Genomic DNA, 16958 nt, shown 5'->3' on the forward strand with positions numbered 1-16958 from the left:
TTTCCTCCGAGATTTAAATTTTTAGTGTGATTAGGCGAGCCCTTTTTGTCGAATCATTTCAAATAAACACACGCCTGTTGCCACAGAGACATTTAAACTTGAAACTGTTCCTGCCATTGGTATTTTTATTAATTGATCACAGTTTTCTCTGGTGAGTCGCCGCATGCCAGTACCTTCCGCGCCCATGACTAAAGCGTTGGCCCCAGAAAACTTTATTTGGTAAATATCCTCGGTTGCTTCACCAGCAGTTCCGGTTACCCAAACATTTCGCTCACGCAGTTGCGTCAAAAAGCGCGCCAGGTTAGTTACCTTAACGAGAGGAACATGCTCGGCAGCGCCACAGGCTACCTTTCTTGCTACCGCAGTTAACGATGCCGAACGATCTTTCGGTACAACCAACGCATCGACTCCTGCGGCATCTGCCGTTCGTAAACAGGCGCCTAAATTATGCGGGTCGGTTACCCCATCAAGAATTAATAATAATAAATCATTTTTCTCTTCCGCTAGCGCTAACAATTGATTCTCATTGAGCTGTGCATCACAAACTTGAACTTCCGCAATGACGCCTTGATGATTTCCTTTGACCCAATCATCCATTTTTCGTTTGTCCACCGGTTGAAAATTGAGTCCGGCGTTTTTCGCCAGCAATTCAATTTGCTGTAGCTTTTTATCATGGCGGTTTTTCTGAAGAAAAAGCTGTTTCACTCTTTCCGGTGATTTTGCGAGATAACTCTCAACCGCGTGGATGCCAAATATTTTTTCAGATTGACTCATTCGTTCATTTCTTAAAAATTTAAGTTTTAATTAACGTCTAGTTTTTTTCTTTGACGATTTGTTTACCTTTTTTGCCGACTTTGGTCGTCGCGAGTCACGATGCGACCCAGCATTTTGACCTTTCAAGGACTTCATTCTTGCTCTTGCGTAAAGCTTTTCGCGCTCACTTTTTTGCCGCCGCGGCGACTCAGATGAATCTTCACCGATTCTATTGACTAGGGTAAAGTCAATATTGCGTTGCTCTAAGTCAACCTCAGAAACTTCTACTAGCAACTTATCACCCAAACCGAAAGTTTGTCGCGTATGATCTCCAACCATTTTCTGGCGATGACTATCATATTGAAAATAATCATTACCGAGTTCAGCGACATGAATTAGACCTTCGACATAAACGTCGTCTAAACGCACAAAAATACCAAAATTTGTCACGCTGCTGATAACACCTGAATACTGATTACCTAAATGAGCTTGCATATATTCACATTTCAGCCAATCCATCACATCACGAGTTGCCATATCAGCATTTCTTTCCGTTTGCGAACTTGATTGCCCAATACTAACCAAAGTGCTTTTATCATACTTAGCTAGGATCGCTTTTTTATCTTCTTTATTTTGAAGTTGATCATCGGCTACTAAGGCTTTGATGATACGATGGACGACCAGGTCGGGATAGCGTCGAATGGGTGAAGTGAAATGGGTATAAGCATCAAATGCTAAACCAAAATGTCCTTCATTGTTTGGCGAGTACTCGGCTTGACTCATCGAACGCAACAGCATGATCTGGATGTTTTCGGCATCCGCACGGCCCTCAATTTCTTCGAGTAGCTTACGGAAAACTTCAGGTTTAGGTTCGGCACCACCGGTAATAAACAGCCCCAATTCGCCAAGATAACTTCTGAAGACCTCCAATTTTTTTTCCTTTGGACCAAGATGCACCCTGAATAGTCCTGGAACTTTATGCTTTTCAAAAAATTCGGCGGCGGCTACATTGGCGCAGATCATACACTCTTCAATGATCTTATGAGCATCGTTTCTAACCACGGGAACAATCTTTTCGATTTTCTTTTGGTCATTAAAAATAATTCGAGTTTCGGTTGTCTCAAAATCAATCGCTCCGCGCTTTGCTTTAAACGCTACTCGCGCCTCGAATAGCGCATGAAGATCCGCAATCGGCTTAACTAAAAAATCATATTCGTTACATAACGCTTCATCACCTTGCAATATGTCCCAAACTTTCGTGTATGTCATGCGGGCTTTAGAGTGCATGACAGCCGGATAAAACTTGCTATCAATAACATTGCCCTTTTTATCAAGCCGCATTTCACAGACCATACATAAGCGGTCAACTTTCGGTTTGAGTGAACACAGTCCATTAGACACCTGTTCAGGCAACATGGGTACCACAGAGTCAGGGAAATATACGGAGTTTCCTCGCTGGATCGCTTCCTTATCGAGCGGACTCTCAGGATGGACATAATGGCTCACGTCGGCGATAGCTACCCACAATTTCCATCCACCATCCGTTTGCGGCTCACAGTAAACCGCATCATCAAAGTCTCTAGCATCCTCACCATCAATCGTTATCAGCGGTAAATGACGGAGATCCACGCGGCCTTTTAAATCTCCCTCTTCAACTTCCAAGGGGAGTTTTTGTAGCTGATCATGAATTTCATTATTCCAATGCTTACGGATTCCATATTGGGCTATGGCTATATCAATTTCCATGCCCGGCGCCATATAGTCTCCTAGCACCTGGGCGACCGTACCAACTGCCTTTGAACGCGCTGTTGGTCGAGTCACAATATGAACAACAACAACCTGACCTGGCTCTACATTAAGCGGATCATCAGGCGGAATTAAAATATCTTGAGCAATTCTGGTATCTTCGGGGGTTACGAATGAGATACCGCTTTCTTCATAATAACGACCAACAATTTGCAACGGCTCCTCGTTCTCGAGTACTTCAACGATACCAGCTTCTATTCGACCATCGCTGTGGCGTTTGCGTTCTCGAACTAAAACTCGCTCACCGGGGAACACACGACGCATTTCCCGGGCAGAGATAAGCCAGTCGGTTCCTCCTGCGTCAGGCACAAAGAACCCATAACCATCGCGGTGACCGATCACTTTTCCCGCGGTCAGATTCATTTTATCGACGATCCCGTATGCGCCGCGCCGGTCAACGTGCAACTGGCCATCTCGCTCCATGGCTTTGAGTCTTCGGCTAAGCGCGACTTCCTGCTCCACATCATAGAGCTCGAGGTTAAATTGAATGGCTTTAAACTTGAGAGGACCGCCAGCTTTTTCTAACAATTCGAGGATAAACTCTCGGCTGGGGATAGGGTTATCGTATTTTTCGAGTTCCCGTTGAAAATGCGGGTCTTTGTTTTCTTGCGGCTTCTTTGCCATAAATCCTTGCTTTTAAATCAATATTCAATGCAAGCCATTCTACCTGATATCAATCAGATTCGTCATAATCAATTAACGATTTTAAGACTTTTTTTGCCGACAAAGCACTAATGACATGGCAGAATGCTTTTATGGGTAACTTTCAAAACAAACAAAAGGAATGCAATTCTACTGATATGCGAAGTTTTCTCATTTGGATATTGCTGAGTTTCTGTTTATTCTCCGATGGCTTGATTGCAGCTGAAAACACCACCTCAAAAAGCAAAACTGACTCGCTGCTGCAGACTTCATCGAATGAGCAGCTAGATTTGCCTTTGTTACTCAACTCAGGATGGTTTTTTTGTCCCGTTCAAAATTATCAACCAGATGTTGATATTTCGATTTTAAACTGCAAACCGATCAATCTACCTGTCGAGTGGGAATCAATTCAGCCTGGATATGATGGCTACGCACTTCTTTATAATCGCTTTACACTACCCAATGAAAACCGACTTACCAATCTGGGGTTGTTCATCAAACGGTTACGAGATGCGGATAAAGTTTTTCTTAATCGTCAATATGTCGGCGCCACGGGAGAGTTTCCACCCGACTTTCAGAAAGCCGTTCTTTATTCCAGATTGTATCCCATCCCCCAGGAACTGCTTAAACCCGGAGAGGACAATTTACTCACCATATGGATTTACAACGATGCAAGACCCGGAGGTATTACTCAAGAAACACCGGTCATTGACAATTATTTTGAACTAGTTGATCAGTTTTATGATGACAACTTAAAAGCGTTGGCGTTCATTATTATTATTTTTATGTTTGCCTTAGTACACTTCATCTATTTTATGTTTCATCGCCAATCATTTGAAAATTTTTCTTATGCCATTTTTTTAATTCTTTGGGGTTCGTATCTTTACACCATCACCAATTTACCGCTCACTACTGAGCTTTCAATGAACTTTTTATTCCGCTCCAACATCGCGCTATTTTTTCTTATTTTTAGTACTTTTCCTTTTTTTCTGTATCAATTTTTTCAACAGAAAATACCGCGAGCATTAAAAATAATTATCGGCATTTCGTTAGCCATGGCGCCATTTTGTTTTTTGCTACCAGAACCGAAGTTACTTTATTACCCGCTTCAGTTTATAGAAGTCTTGACAATACCGGCGCTACTCATAATCTATCACCTTCTGTTTAAAGTAATCCGAGCAAAACTCGCTTATGCAAAGTTAATTGCTTGTGTCATTGTGCTTTATACCTGTTTTGGTGCGGCAGATATATTCATTGATCTTTTAGGAATTCAACAGACAAGAGACTTTGAAATATTTTCTCTGTGGGGATTATTGATTTTATCATTGTGCCTCACATTAATAATGGCACATAAAAACCTCGTTTATTATAAAGACGCTACGGTTGATCGGCTGACTAATGCGTTACGCTATAGCGAATTTATCTCTCGACTCGATCTCGAGGTTTTCCGAGCCGACCGTGAAAATCATCCACTGGTATTGTTGATGATTGACTTGGACAACTTCAAAAAAATTAATGACCAATTTGGACACATGCAAGGTGATAAAGTCCTAGTCATGGTAGCAGAAGCCCTTCGAGGTGAGCTGCGACATTTTGATTTGCTAGGTCGCTATGGTGGTGATGAGTTTTGCGTCGCCGCTATATTAGAAAATGATCGAGAAATTCGCAATTTTGTTATCCGTCTGCACGATAAAATCAATAAACTCTGCATTGAAAAGAAAAATCAAGAAGTGCCAATTCGAGCAACTTTTGGGGCGGTAATTAGACACTCTGGAGAAGAAATCACATCTCAAACATTAGTTGAACGCGCTGATAACTTATTGATAACTGCTAAGTCCAATCAGAAAGGTACGGTGTTATGGTAACCACTCGAGATGGCCAACGACACTTTTTCTGTGATTGGACAACGGTTGTGAGTTTTAGTAAAAATCACTAGATTTCAATAGGTTAACGCTAAAAACTGATTCAAGTTGGTTGAACAACGGTTCTCCCCTATAATAACCGACCTATTGCTTATCAATCCAATAAACATAATATCAATCAACAGAAGGCTTGTATGAAAACAATCTTAAAATTGGCTGTTAGTCTGTGTTTATTTGTTGCTTCAACTAGCTCTATAGCAGCAAGTAATCAATCTAGCGAAAACAAAGACTGGCATACGCTATCCAACTATCAGCAAATCATCTCAACCCATATCCACCTCAATCTAGAAGTTGACTTTAATCGCAAGCAACTGAAAGGGTATGTCGACCATACAATCAAAAAAATTGATCCTTCAGTTACGACCTTAGCTGTCGACACCAGAGCTTTAGAAATCCACAAAACAGAAGCAATGGTCGACGGGCAATGGAAAGCCACTCCGTTTGAAATGGCTGAGCCCGATGCGGTTAGAGGAACTCAATTAAGTGTCGAAGTTCCTGCGGCAGCGACTCAAATTCGAATTCATTACAATTCTCGCCCGGAAGCTTCAGGGCTTCAATGGTTGACCCCAGAACAAACTGCTGGAAAAAAATATCCATTTATGTTCAGCCAGTCGCAGGCAATTCATGCAAGAAGTTGGATTCCTATCCAAGACACCCCGGCTATGCGAGTAACTTACACTGCAACCGTAAAAACAGACAAAGCTATGCGTCCAGTCATGAGCGCTGACAACAACCCAAAGCGCAGTCCAGACGGTGTTTATCAATTCAATATGCCTCAAGCAATTCCGCCTTATTTAATTGCAATTGCGGCGGGAGACATACTTCATAAAAAGATGTCTAAGCAAACCGCAATATACTCTGAACAGGCGTATCTCGACTCTGCCGCAAAAGAGTTTGAAGACACTCAAGCGATGATCGAAGCAACTGAGAAACTGTACGGTGACTACCTGTGGAATCAATATGATTTATTAGTACTACCACCGTCTTTCCCGTTCGGCGGTATGGAGAATCCTCGCTTATCATTTATAACGCCAACGGTAATTGCGGGAGATAAAAGCCTAGTCAATTTAATTGCTCATGAATTGGCCCATTCTTGGTCGGGCAATTTGGTTACTAACGCAACTTGGCGAGACCTATGGCTTAACGAAGGCTTCACGAGTTATGTTGAAAACCGAATTATGGAAGAAGTTTTTGGACGCGATCGGGCAGTGATGGAGCAAGCCTTAGCTGCGCAAGATTTAAATCATGAAATGAAAACATTGCCGGAAGCCGATCAAATTCTGCACGTAGAAATGCAAGGCCGCGATCCCGATGATGCATTTTCCGGTATCCCCTACACTAAAGGCCAGCTTTTCTTAATTTATCTTGAAGAGAAATTTGGTCGACAGCGGTTTGATGCTTTTGTGAAAACTTATTTTGAAACTTTTGCCTTCAAAAGTTTAGATACACCCAGCTTTGTTAGCTATCTCCACAAAAATTTAATTGATAAATATCCTGGTGTGGTTTCCAAAGCAGAAATTAACGAGTGGATTTTTAAACCTAAACTCCCTAAAAATGCACCACAACCTAAATCAAACGCTTTTAAATTAGTGCAGCAGCATATTGATAATTGGCTGGCAAGTAAATCGTCATTAGCCGATATCCCAACAGGAAAATGGACTATCCATGAGTGGCTCTATTTTGTGAATAATCTGCCGAGGGACCTTTCTATCGAACGCATGGCGGAACTCGATAAAGCTTATAATTTAACTCAGTCCACCAATAACGAAGTAGCCCATGCTTGGTTATTACTAAGTATTCAACGTGAGTACGATAAAGTTAACAATCGACTGTCCGACTATTTGATCTCAATTGGTCGACGCAAACTTATTGTACCGCTTTACAAAGCATTACTCGAAAACCCAGACTATCTAACCTATGTTTCTGGAATTTATCGCAAAGCACGCCCCGGTTACCATCCGCTTGCGCAAGGAACAATCGATGCACTATTCAAGGAAGCTAAAAATAAATAAGCAACTAGTCGCTTATGATAAAAACCGACAGACGACACTTTAACAATTTCAACAGCGCTCTTCGGAGCGCTTTTTTATTGAGATAGCTTTTTTATCGGGATAGCTTCTTTGTCGGGATAGCTTAGAATGAGTAATTACTAACAGCCGACCGAACTGGCCTTCTGATGAATCTTTCTGGCTGTTAAAACACGAATGAATTATCAATTAATGCGTTACCCACTCCGATAGTAACCTTTGAGTCGCCATCTTAGTTTTTGCAAACTTTGTCCATATTTAAATCTTATCAACAGTATCAATTCATAAACACTCTCAATACATAGACGATCTCAATACCTAGAGGATCTCAATGCGACAAACGAGGCATAACGTATAAAGCGACGCTGTGATATGAAAAATTTTCAGTGTACAAGTGTTCACTGAAAGCGTATGATCTTAGCTTATCCGACCAGTTAGCCCAAGCGAATTGATGTCTATCAAAGATCACATCCCTGATTACAGCCTTCATGAAGAGATTTGGAATGTCGCCTCTCATGCGGTGGGGTTTGCCTTGGCAATCGTCGGACTTGTATTCCTGATTCTGCGCGCTGAAGGGCCCGTTGAAGTCACAAGTGTCAGTATTTATGGCGGAACCTTGGTGTTCATGTTTCTCGCATCAACGGTTTACCATGCGATAAACCACCCACAAAGCAAACGCATTTTAAAAATAATCGATCATTCAGCAATTTATCTGTTGATAGCGGGCACTTACACACCTTTTCTTCTGATCAGCTTAGACGGCCTAATATCCCTAGCTTCAATCATTTTCATTTGGACTGTGGCTATCATTGGCGTGGGTTTTAAGCTATTTGCTGGGCACAGATTCCCAAAACTCTCACTCGGCACTTACTTATCTATGGGATGGTTTGCGGTATTGCTGGGATACCCGCTTTATCTAGCAGTCCCAACCGGGGGTTTATGGCTGTTGCTCAGCGGAGGCGTTTTATTTAGCTTGGGGGTTATTTTCTATGTCGCGAAACATAAGAAATACACGCACGCTATATGGCATTTATTTGTTGTTGGTGGCTGTATTTGTCACTTCTATTCGGTTTATTTGTTCGTCGTTTAACCGCAAGTAACTTACCCCAATACCATCTATCGCTCCGAAATTCGCAGTACAATGATAGCGAGGATAGTAAAAATCAATATATCGGCCTTTATTCATAGAAAAACGTTGACTATTTTTTAGACAAATAGTGAAAATAAAGATTATTTCTGAGAAAATACGCGCCGTTTTTGCAGTAACCTCCTGAGAGCCAATGATTAAAGCTGATAAACATCTGTTTTCCTACCCAAAATACTGGGCGGAATGTTATGGCCGTGCCAAATTCCTCCCTATGTCTCGAGCGGAAATGGATGAATTAGGTTGGGACAGCTGCGATATCATTATTGTTACAGGCGATGCTTACGTCGACCACCCGAGTTTTGGTATGGCGGTAATTGGCCGTTTTCTTGAATCACAAGGGTTTAGAGTCGGCATTATTGCCCAGCCTGATTGGAACGATCCTCAAGCTTTCCAAGCTTTAGGAAAACCTAACCTTTTCTTCGGCATTACTGCTGGCAATATGGATTCGATGATAAACCGCTACACGGCAGATAAACGAATCCGCAGCGATGATGCCTACACGCCGCATGGCGAAGCGGGCAAGCGCCCGGACCGCTCAGTGATTGTCTATACCCAAAAGTGCCGTGAAGTTTATCCGACTGTGCCAACGGTAATCGGCGGAATCGAAGCAAGCCTCCGGCGAATTGCCCAATATGATTATTGGGGTGATGAAGTCAGGCGATCAGTGTTAATCGATTCGGCCGCAGATATATTGTTATATGGAAATGCAGAAAGAGCGATGGCCGAAATAGCTCATCAGATTGCGCTCGGGCGAGACGTCAAATCTTTAACGGATATCCCTGGCACTGCAATTGTTCGAGATGCGGTTCCTGAAGGTTGGACGGAAGTCGACTCAACCCGAATCGATTGGCCCGGGAACATTGCTAAAATGCCGAATCCGTTTGAGCAAAACCCCTACGAGTACAAAGATCCGAAAAGTGAAGAATGCCAGTCGAAGCAAAAACAAGCAGAAGACCCTGCAGCAGTTCCTATCAAAATTGTACCAATGCCGCTTATGGGTAAGGCAGGTCTTGACCCTAAAAAGACGGTAATTCGTTTGCCCTCTTTCGAAAAGATTCGCAAAGATTCTGCGCTATATGCACATGCTTCACGAATTTTACATTTGGAGTCTAACCCTCATAACGCAAGAACACTGGTGCAAAAGCACGGCACCAAGGAAGTATGGGTCAATACTCCACCAATCCCTCTACTGACAGACGAAATTGATGGTGTGTTTGACTTAGAATACGAGCGCGTTCCGCACCCGAGTTACGGTGATGCGAAAATTCCTGCGTACGAGATGATTCGTTTTTCAGTCAATATTATGCGAGGCTGTTTCGGGGGCTGTACATTCTGCTCAATTACAGAGCATGAAGGACGTGTTATTCAAAGCCGCTCCCAAGAGTCAGTAATAAAAGAAATTGAAGAAATGAGAGATAAGGTTCCTGGGTTCACCGGCACCGTCTCTGATTTGGGTGGTCCAACAGCTAATATGTACCACCTTAATTGCAAAGACGACGAGATTCAGAAGAATTGTCGTAAACTTTCGTGTGTTTACCCGACCATCTGCAAAAACTTAGTTACCGATCACAAGCAAACGACCGAGCTTTATCGAAAAGCGAGAGCGGTACCAGGGGTTAAGCGAGTAGCTATCGCATCAGGCCTGCGCTACGACCTTGCCGTTGAAGATCCGGAGTATGTAAAAGAGTTAGTTACCCATCATGTTGGCGGATATTTGAAGATAGCACCAGAGCACAGCGAAAAAAATACCCTCGAAAAAATGATGAAGCCGGGTATGGATACCTACTACAACTTTAAACAAATGTTCGAGCGTTTTTCGAAAGAAGCAGGAAAAGAACAATATCTGATCCCCTATTTCATTGCAGCTCATCCCGGCTGTGATGACAATGACATGTTAAATTTAGCCTTATGGTTAAAGAAAAATGATTTCCGATTAGACCAGGTTCAAAACTTCTATCCCTCACCAATGTCGCTGGCGACCGCAATGTATCACTCTGAGAAAAACCCATTGCACAAAGTGACCTATAAAAGTGACAAAGTTTTTACCGAGAAGGATCTCGAGCGCCGACGTCGTCATAAAGCTTTGCTTCGCTATCATGATGAGAAAAACTGGTCATCAATTCGCAAAGTTTTGATTGAGCTAAAACGACCTGAGCTAATCGGCGATGGCCCCAATCAACTGGTTCCTGCAGCGGAAAACAAAACGAGGCTGAGTGGACAAAAATCCAGTCGACAGGCGAGACCGAGTTCAAAAAACAACCAAACAAAATCTTATCGCGGAAAGACTCGCAAAAGTGCAAACAAAAGCCGACAAAGTCGACGCTAATTGTTAAAATAACGCGAATTGTTGAAGTAATATCGCGACTAACTTTCTGAGAGATTTTTAATGACACAGCTGACGATAACTGCACCAGACGATTGGCACTTGCACTTTCGCGATGGCGATATGCTGAAAGAAACGGTACCAGCAACCGCTCGCTGCTTTAAGCGCGCAATAGTAATGCCTAATCTGGTCCCGCCAGTTATCAACGCCGAAATGGCTATGGCTTATAAAGATCGAATTTTAGCCGCACGCCCAGGTGGCAGCGACTTTGAGCCATTAATGACTTTATATTTAACAAATTCGACGACCGGGCAAGATATCGTCGAAGCCAAAAAAGCAGGCGTCACCGCGGCAAAATTTTATCCCGCGGGCGCGACAACTAATTCGGATGCGGCGGTCAGTGAAATGAAAGCGCTCTACCCTGTATTTGAAGCAATGCTCGAGCAAGACATGCCGTTACTCATTCACGGCGAAGTTACCAACCCTGATGTCGATATTTTTGATCGCGAAAAAGTTTTTATTGATCGCAACCTCATTCCACTAACGGAAAACTTCCAAGGCCTAAGAATCGTCTTTGAACATATAACCACGAAAGACGCGGCGGAGTTCGTTTTTAGTCAGGGCGATAACGTGGCAGCAACTATCACGCCGCAACACCTACTGCTTAATCGAAATGATTTGCTAGTCGGTGGAATTAGACCCCATAACTATTGTTTACCGGTACTTAAGAGGAACATACACCAAGAGGCATTGAGAGCAGCCGTTGCAACTGGCTCAAGCAAATTTTTCTTAGGCACTGATTCTGCGCCACATGAAAAACATCGTAAAGAGACAGCGTGTGGGTGTGCCGGGTGTTATTCTGCATGGAGCGCGATAGAACTCTATACTCATGTGTTTGAAGAGCTAGACGCGTTAGATAAACTTGAAGGCTTTGCCAGCTTTCATGGTCCAGATTTTTATCGCTTACCAAGAAATGAGGGCAAAATCACATTGGTAAAAGAATCATGGCAAATCCCAAATTCAATCACATTGCCCGATGGAAACCCGATAGTACCGTTTTTCGCGGGTGAGATGATCCACTGGAAATTACAATAGTTGGATCTTCCGTTCTAATATTCGACTCCTTTTCTCGACGATTATCGGCTAAATCGATTTCTTCCTGATGATTTAGCCCGATATAACGCTTCGTCTACTTGAGCATATATTTTTGCAGGCGTATCGGTATTGTTATCAAATGCGGCAACACCGATACTCACCGTTGGCACCACTAAATCACCTTGGGTCGCTTCAACACTTTCTGCGCTAATCGACTCTAATAATCGAGTAGCTATCAACTCCTCGGTTTTTTCATCGGTTCGAGTTAACAGCAACATAAATTCGTCGCCCCCTATTCTCGCAAAAACGTCTCCATCTCGAGAAATCTCACGACCGACCCTGGCAACAGTTTTCAATACCGCATCACCAACTTGATGACCATGTATATCATTGATTGGTTTTAAATCATCCACGTCGATCAAAAATAAGCTATGGCGATAATACTGACTTCTGTGAAGGACAATTTTTTCGATGGTTGAAAATATAAATCGGCGATTCGCTAAACCCGTAAGCTCATCGGTAATTGCTAAAGAAGCAAATTTTCTAGACACTCGGAACTGCCACCAAAGAAAAATTAAAACGATTAAAATGACACTAATTGAACCATACAGCCATAAGCGTTGGATTTGAATTTGTCGCTGCTGATTATTGAGCATTAATTCTTGCAGTTGTGTTTTATTTTCTAAAAGTTCTAACTCGAGGATTTCTCTCTCGCTTTGTAGTTCGAGCTTTAACTCCTCAACAGATTGCGAGGTATTGCGGCGTTGGACATCGATAACGGCTTGGTAGTATTGCTCAATTAGTTGATAAGCCTGGCGGTAATTTTTTCGCTTCGCAGCAACTTGCGCGGCAATTTTATCGACTTCAATCTGCCAAGTTGTACCTTTAAGCTCAGGGATTTCATCAAAGATTGCACGAGCCCTAGCTACGCTATTGTCGGCACTTTGGAAGTCACCCAGATCGGCAAAACACAGTGCTTGTTTCTTATAAAGTTCAGCTTTGTAATCCTTAAACCCGTCAATGGATAAACCCGCTGAAAATAGTGGCATCGCTTTATCGCAGTTTCCGCTGTTGGCATATGACAGGCTAATTCCGTAGTGATAGTAGAACTGAGTATAACTTGATGTCAGGTCGCCCACTGCGGCTCGATATTGCTCGAACCCCTCAATCGCTTGCTGCCATTTTTCCCAGCGACGATAATTAGATGCTAAACCAAAAGTAGACTCCGCGATAAAATAAGGATAACCGAGTTTTAAATATATCTCTCTGGCTTTTTGATAATACTCAACGCTCGACTCCATTTTAGCTGTGTAGCTATACAGCACCCCATAAACTTCATAGGTTTGCGCGATTAGCAATGGATTGTTGTTCTCTTTTGCAATACGAAACGCTTCTTGAAGATACTTTAACGACGACTCATACTTTTCTTCTAAAGTATCATTGTATCCGATCTCAAGTAGCACGTAGCCCTTCACATAAGGATCGGTAACTGAATTCGATAACCTAAATGCTTGTTGTAACTCTTTGCCGGCAGTTAAGTAATCGCCGCGTCGTTGGCTAATAATTGCCGAGTAAAGATAAAACATTGCCGCGATTTCAGGAGGGCTATTATCATCCAGTAAGTTTTTGCCCTCAAGAATCGGCACTTTAAAGCGATCAAATTGGAATGAAAAATTGTAAGCTTCTGCCTTTCTTAATAGCCACAAAAGTCGTAGCTCTTTATCAAGTTGCGCATCCGCGATGGATAAGGACTCTAACTCTTCAAGCGCAACGAGCGGCTCTGCCAGGATAGCCTCTTGCATATTTTTTAGCGCCAGTTTGAGCGCCTGATTTGAGTCACTTTGCGCGGCATTTAACTTTTCGACATATAACAATGTCGACAATAGCAAGGCTAAAGACACGATTATTTTTTTTAATATCAAACTAAAACCTACTTTCGAACTTCTGAGCAGTATGGTGGCCCATGTCCTATCTGCACGTGACTGACCACAGTTCAGCATTCAATTTACGACTATCTACATGATAATCTAGAAAAAACTTACAATTCAATAAGTTAGAAGTTATTTTAACACGCTCCACAGGTCAATTTATCGATGAGACTCGAAACAAGAGCTTAACTTTTAGTCAATAATTAAACTTCACCTCTAATTATAGTCACAAGAAAATTAATTGATGATATAAAGCTTCTATCCATTCGTTATGTCACTCGTCAGTCCCTTTAATTAGTCTTTACCAGTTACTATCTCTGAACCTATGGCTGAATCGGTAGCAGTATCTATGTCGCTACTGATGATGATATTTTTATTCGTAATCACTATAAGTAAGTGAATTCAATAGCGGCTTTATTCAGACAGCTTGTAACCAGTCGAGCGCTATAGTAGTTAATTAAGCGACGTCAGGCTCCTTGGCAGATTACTTTCATGAAAGTAGGTTTAACGCCAGGATAACGTTAATCGATAAGTGCAGTTGGTCCGCAAAACGTTAAAAAAAAGCCACTCATATGCACAAATATCCTAAACAGAGATACTTATATGACTTACGCTAATTTCAGCATTCTCATGATATTTTCTTTCCCATTATGGGTTACACTCATATCAATGCAGTTTGAAAAGGAATTTCATATGTTAAATCAAGAGAGCTTTATGCCATTCAGTCTAAACAATGGCTATAGCGTCAGCGAAGCCTCGCTCGATGAGTTTATTCAAGCAATCGTTTGTCAGTCTGATGATGAAGAGGATCGTCGCTATCTACTGACACTCGTTGAAAAGTTACTTGAGCAAAAAACTTCACCAAATAATTCAAACAGTCTGTAACCTAACTAGGCTTGAAGCATCTTTAAAAGGACTGAAGCGAAGGTCGAGAAGGTAACAATAAGGCCACTTTATAAATCTCTAAGAGAGATATAAAACAAGGCATATTTGCAAGCTGAGTTTAGAGTCCTTATAGTCAGTGAACCCTAATCAGTTGAACTGTCGGCCGTCGAAAGTCTATAAATCCGACCCAAAAGGACAATAAAGATGTTAGATTTTCAGCCAGAAGTCGCCCAGAGACAGCAGGCTGGGAGCACTTCGGGCACCCTGTTAAAGCAATACCAAGAAACCCGAAACTACTCCATTCAGATTTGTGAGGGATTGTCAGACGAGGATCTTCAAGCTCAGTCTATGGCAGACGCTTCGCCATTGAAATGGCACCTGGCGCATACAACCTGGGCGTTTGAAACCTTTTTACTCAAAACCTACCTTGTCGAGTATGAAGCATATGATCCCCTCTATGAATACTTATTTAACTCTTACTACAATGCGATTGGTGAACAGTATCCCCGCCCACAGCGAGGATTAATCACTCGCCCCAGCCGTGAAACGGTTTATGCCTATCGCCGCTATGTTGATAACGCGATGGAGCAACTGATTACAAACATTGATACTCAATCAATGGACGATCATGAAGCGTGCACTGATTTGTTGCGATTGATGATCAATCATGAACAGCAGCATCAAGAATTGATGTTAACTGATTTTAAACACTTACTCTCTTTCAATCCGGCTTACCCAAAATACCGCGACGTTGAAAATCTATCGGTCGTTGAAGACAACCAAATGCTCGCTTTCGAGGGCGGACTAGTTAATATTGGTCATCAAGATGAAACCTTCTACTTTGATAATGAAGGGCCGCGGCATGCCTATTTTTTAAATCCTTATAAGCTTGCCTCTCGGCTAGTCACCAATGGAGAGTACTTGAACTTTGTGGAAAGTGGCGGATATCAGGAACCCTCTTTTTGGCTGTCAGAGGCTTGGCAAAAAATTAAACAAACTGGCAATACCCAACCACTCTATTGGCAACAAATCGATGGTAAGTGGTTTGAGTATACTCTCAATGGACTCATTCCTTTGAACCACGATTGTCCAGTAAAGCATGTAAATTATTTCGAAGCGACAGCTTTTGCCAATTGGAAAGATAAACGTTTGCCCACTGAACAAGAGTGGGAAGCGTCAGTAAGCAGTAACGATTTGAGATTAAAACAAACCTTTAATCAGCTTTGGCAATGGACGAGCAGTAGTTATAACGCTTTCCCTGGTTTTAAACCTAAAACTGGCGCCGTCGGAGAATACAATGGGAAGTTTATGGTGAACCAATATGTGTTGCGAGGTGGCTCAATCGCTACACCGCCAGGTCATATCCGTGCGTCCTATAGAAACTTTTTTTATCCAGATGCTAGCTGGCAATTCACCGGAATAAGACTTGCGGAGACAATTTAATGGACGTTAAAGTGACCGAGCTTGCCGAAACACCGACCGGCTTTATTGATGATGTTTTGGAGGGACTATCAAAACCTCAAAAGACTTTACCTTGTAAGTATTTTTATGACGAAGTTGGCTCAAACTTGTTTGAATCAATCTGTGATGTAGACGAATACTATATTACCCGTACCGAACTCCAATTACTCGATGATATTAAATGCGAACTCGCACAGCTCATTGGTCCTGATTCAGTGATTATAGAACCGGGTGCCGGTGCCGGTATTAAAATCCAAAAGTTACTTGCCGAGTTAACCGCATTAAAAGCTTATGTCCCAATCGATATCTCTTCAGACTTTTTATTCTATAGTGCTGAAAAGATCCGTGAAAATTTTTCAGATATCGAAATTCGCCCCATTCAAGGCGATTTCACCGAGCCTTACCAATGGACAGGCAAAAAATCGTTAACCAATCGAGTAGTGTTTTTTCCAGGTTCTACCATTGGTAATTTCACCCCAGCCCAAGCCGAGCAATTTTTAAAAAACCAAAAAAGGTTTGCCGGTAAGGAGGGCGCCATGATTATCGGCGTTGACTTGGTGAAACCATTACAAAAACTAGAGTCGGCTTACAATGATTCTCAAGGCGTTACCGCTGAATTTAATAAAAACTTATTGGTAAGGATTAATAATGAGCTAGGGGGTAACTTTGAGCTCGACCAATTTGAGCATACAGCGGTTTTCAACCCAGCAGAAAGCCGTATTGAAATGCGACTGGTAAGTCAGCAGAATCAGTCAGTAAAAATCAATCGTCAAGAGTTTCATTTTGATGAATATGAATATATTCACACTGAAAATTCCTACAAATACACGATAGAAGCATTCACTGCACTAGCAGAACGCGCCGGATTAAAAAGTCATAAAGTTTGGACTGACGACGAAAACTTAATCAGCTTACATTATTTGAAATGTCGTTAAAAACTAGGTTGTTGGCTATTGAGTTTTACCAAGT

Annotated in this window: 11 protein-coding genes; 8 read left to right on the forward strand and 3 right to left on the reverse strand. The window is 42.2% G+C overall.

The features are described 5' to 3' along the window. Nucleotides 1-30: 30 nt before the first annotated feature. Nucleotides 31-774 (reverse strand): 23S rRNA (guanosine(2251)-2'-O)-methyltransferase RlmB, encoded by a 744-nt coding sequence (gene rlmB / locus FLL45_RS16235; protein WP_142943148.1) that lies wholly within the window; start codon nt 772-774, stop codon nt 31-33. Between the two features lie 30 nt (nt 775-804). After that, the gene (rnr, locus tag FLL45_RS16240) at nt 805-3183 is read right to left on the reverse strand and encodes a ribonuclease R (protein ID WP_142943149.1); all 2379 of its coding nucleotides are present in this window, start codon (nt 3181-3183) and stop codon (nt 805-807) included. 131 nt (nt 3184-3314) lie between these two features. Between rnr and FLL45_RS16245 the strand changes: the two genes are divergently transcribed. From FLL45_RS16245 to pyrC, 5 genes are all read left to right on the forward strand, one after another. Beyond that, the gene (locus FLL45_RS16245; RefSeq protein WP_185964505.1) at nt 3315-5066 is read left to right on the forward strand and encodes a sensor domain-containing diguanylate cyclase; all 1752 of its coding nucleotides are present in this window, start codon (nt 3315-3317) and stop codon (nt 5064-5066) included. Nucleotides 5067-5257: 191 nt separating this feature from the next. Further along, nucleotides 5258-7135 carry a M1 family metallopeptidase gene (locus tag FLL45_RS16250; protein WP_142943151.1) on the forward strand — a complete coding sequence of 626 codons (1878 nt, stop codon included), beginning with the start codon at nt 5258-5260 and terminating at the stop codon, nt 7133-7135. 466 nt (nt 7136-7601) lie between these two features. Beyond that, entirely contained in the window at nt 7602-8240 is a 639-nt protein-coding gene (gene trhA, locus FLL45_RS16255) for a PAQR family membrane homeostasis protein TrhA (RefSeq protein ID WP_142943152.1), read from the forward strand. A gap of 190 nt (nt 8241-8430) precedes the next feature. Further along, the gene (locus FLL45_RS16260; protein WP_142943153.1) at nt 8431-10623 is read left to right on the forward strand and encodes a YgiQ family radical SAM protein; all 2193 of its coding nucleotides are present in this window, start codon (nt 8431-8433) and stop codon (nt 10621-10623) included. 60 nt (nt 10624-10683) lie between these two features. Beyond that, nucleotides 10684-11715 carry a dihydroorotase gene (gene pyrC / locus FLL45_RS16265; RefSeq protein ID WP_142943154.1) on the forward strand — a complete coding sequence of 344 codons (1032 nt, stop codon included), beginning with the start codon at nt 10684-10686 and terminating at the stop codon, nt 11713-11715. Between the two features lie 41 nt (nt 11716-11756). Here the strand turns inward: pyrC and FLL45_RS16270 are convergent, their stop codons facing one another. Next, the gene (locus FLL45_RS16270; RefSeq protein ID WP_185964506.1) at nt 11757-13637 is read right to left on the reverse strand and encodes a tetratricopeptide repeat-containing diguanylate cyclase; all 1881 of its coding nucleotides are present in this window, start codon (nt 13635-13637) and stop codon (nt 11757-11759) included. Between the two features lie 699 nt (nt 13638-14336). Here FLL45_RS16270 and FLL45_RS16275 point away from each other — a divergent pair. From FLL45_RS16275 to egtD, 3 genes are all read left to right on the forward strand, one after another. Further along, entirely contained in the window at nt 14337-14528 is a 192-nt protein-coding gene (locus FLL45_RS16275; RefSeq protein WP_142943156.1) for a hypothetical protein, read from the forward strand. Between the two features lie 204 nt (nt 14529-14732). Beyond that, nucleotides 14733-15971, forward strand: coding sequence for an ergothioneine biosynthesis protein EgtB (egtB, locus tag FLL45_RS16280; protein ID WP_142943157.1), 1239 nt, complete (start codon nt 14733-14735; stop codon nt 15969-15971). Further along, the gene (gene egtD / locus FLL45_RS16285) at nt 15971-16924 is read left to right on the forward strand and encodes an L-histidine N(alpha)-methyltransferase (protein WP_142943158.1); all 954 of its coding nucleotides are present in this window, start codon (nt 15971-15973) and stop codon (nt 16922-16924) included. Before egtB ends, egtD begins: the two co-directional genes overlap by 1 nt. Nucleotides 16925-16958: the final 34 nt, after the last annotated feature.

It is taken from the genome of Aliikangiella marina (assembly GCF_007004765.1).
Classification (GTDB): Bacteria; Pseudomonadota; Gammaproteobacteria; order Enterobacterales; family Kangiellaceae; genus Aliikangiella; species Aliikangiella marina.